This is a genomic window from Mesocryomonas lacus, from assembly GCF_055730135.2.
On sequence record NZ_JBUZWE020000045.1, the window covers coordinates 1 to 1,641 of the forward strand.

The window sequence follows — 1,641 nt, forward strand, 5'->3', positions numbered from 1 at the left end:
TGCCAGAACGCCCGCTAGCAGTACGCCGAAAGCGAGCATCAGCTTCCGTGAAATTCTCATATTCTGCAGCGTCATCGCTCATTCCGATCGATAGAAGGAAAATACTATCTAGTAGAATGAGATTAATGCCCGGCTACCGATCGGCCATGGCCAAACTTACCTGATCGGTTCCTATCTCGTTGGTTAACAGACATACTGGCGATCTTAGCCAGCCGAAAACACGTAACCACAAAGGTAAGGCTTCCTGAGCCATAGAACTTCTCAGTACATGTCAATCGAACCACCGAGGTTGCAGCGCGAAAATTCGCCGGTTGGGCCACGGCCAGCGGTAGTTATTAGCTTTGTGCGTCCGGAAGCGACTAGGTGTTCAGTCCAGGCATTTGATGGATTAGATCGAGCTTGAATCTTTCCGGCGATCTTTGTAAATCGACTCAGCTGGGCGATCATGATGATGAGCGGCAGCTGGACAGTGATCGCTACAGAGCCGCTTTCCGCTGTATCTCATACTCATGAAAGTAGATCTGATCAGCCTCGCGTGCGTCTTGGCACATTATCACACGCGGCCGAGCGGCGCCCTCGTAAACCTTGATGAGAATCCGCCCATCGGCCAGTTCCTCTTCGCCACTGAATGGTTTGCTGGGCTCAACGCCATGTCGTTCCTCGGTCTGGGTCGCTTGGCTACAATCGAGACTAGTAGACCGTTCGAAGATTAACGGCATCAGCTTTCTCGAATGAACGCCGTGGAGATGTCGGGTTAACTGTCCCTATCCGCAGGAACCACCGACAGCTACGTCTGCACCCTCAGCATGGATGCCACCTTCTTGACTGTCTCTGCCATGATTGCGATCGGGTCTATCTGAGCGCTAATCGCCGTCGCGCAGAACGGGCAGGATAGTACGACGGTTTTCCAGACCGAAGAGCCCACACCTGAACTGCCGTCGACGGTCTCCAGATTTAGACGAGTAAGCAGCTTTTCGCACTTCGGGCATTTCGACGTCATGTAGCACCATCTCAATTGCAGGTAGAGCAGACAAGCATTCGCTGCTGCTGATGGGAAGCCTGACCGGTGTCGTCATTCGAGCCGAAAGACCCCGCTGGGGCGCAGCGCGAGCTAAGCAGTCAACCCCCTCCGTTGCAGGTAGCGCAACGGCTACCGCACCTCGTCAAACACCCTTAGTTGTAGCCGCCATTCGCTGGAGGCTCCCAATGCTGAATGCCGTCACGAACCTGCTTCGCCGTCTCGGTTTGATCAGCGATAGGAAGGTGCTGACGGATCACGATCGCCGCACAATCATGAGCATGTTGGAAGCCGGCATAGAGCCAGCCGACCTCACACTTGTGACGGAATACACCCTCGACGATATCGAGTCCGCGAGAGCCAGCGACGTTCTTACGGGGCAGCGCGTTTCGGCGGTCTCTCCTCTAGCGTCATCGTCCAAATCTGGGCGGTGATGCGGGTGAACGATGGGGAAAGGAGTTGAAGCAGACTTAAGGATCGCAGTGACTGCAATCCCGGCGCTCCACCCCTCATGCTTGAGGCATTGACCCTGGAAGCCAGTACGCTTCGAACTGCTGCCAGTCGCGATCGCCCGGCAGAAGCCTCGCTTTGCAGATTCAAGCCGCCAGAATGCGCTTTAGTTT

At 55.1% G+C, this 1,641-nt stretch carries 1 protein-coding gene; it reads left to right on the forward strand.

What is annotated here, in order from left to right; translation table 11 throughout:
* The first annotated feature begins 1,206 nt into the window (after nt 1-1,206).
* A complete protein-coding gene (locus tag ACZLZY_RS24840; RefSeq protein ID WP_472936636.1) occupies nt 1,207-1,452 on the forward strand; it encodes a hypothetical protein in 246 nt (81 codons plus the stop codon).
* Nucleotides 1,453-1,641: the final 189 nt, after the last annotated feature.

Coding starts and splice junctions, on each gene's coding strand:
- ACZLZY_RS24840 (WP_472936636.1), top strand. CDS start 1,207: ATGCTGAATGCCGTCACGAACCTGCTTCGCCGTCTCGGTTTGATCAGC.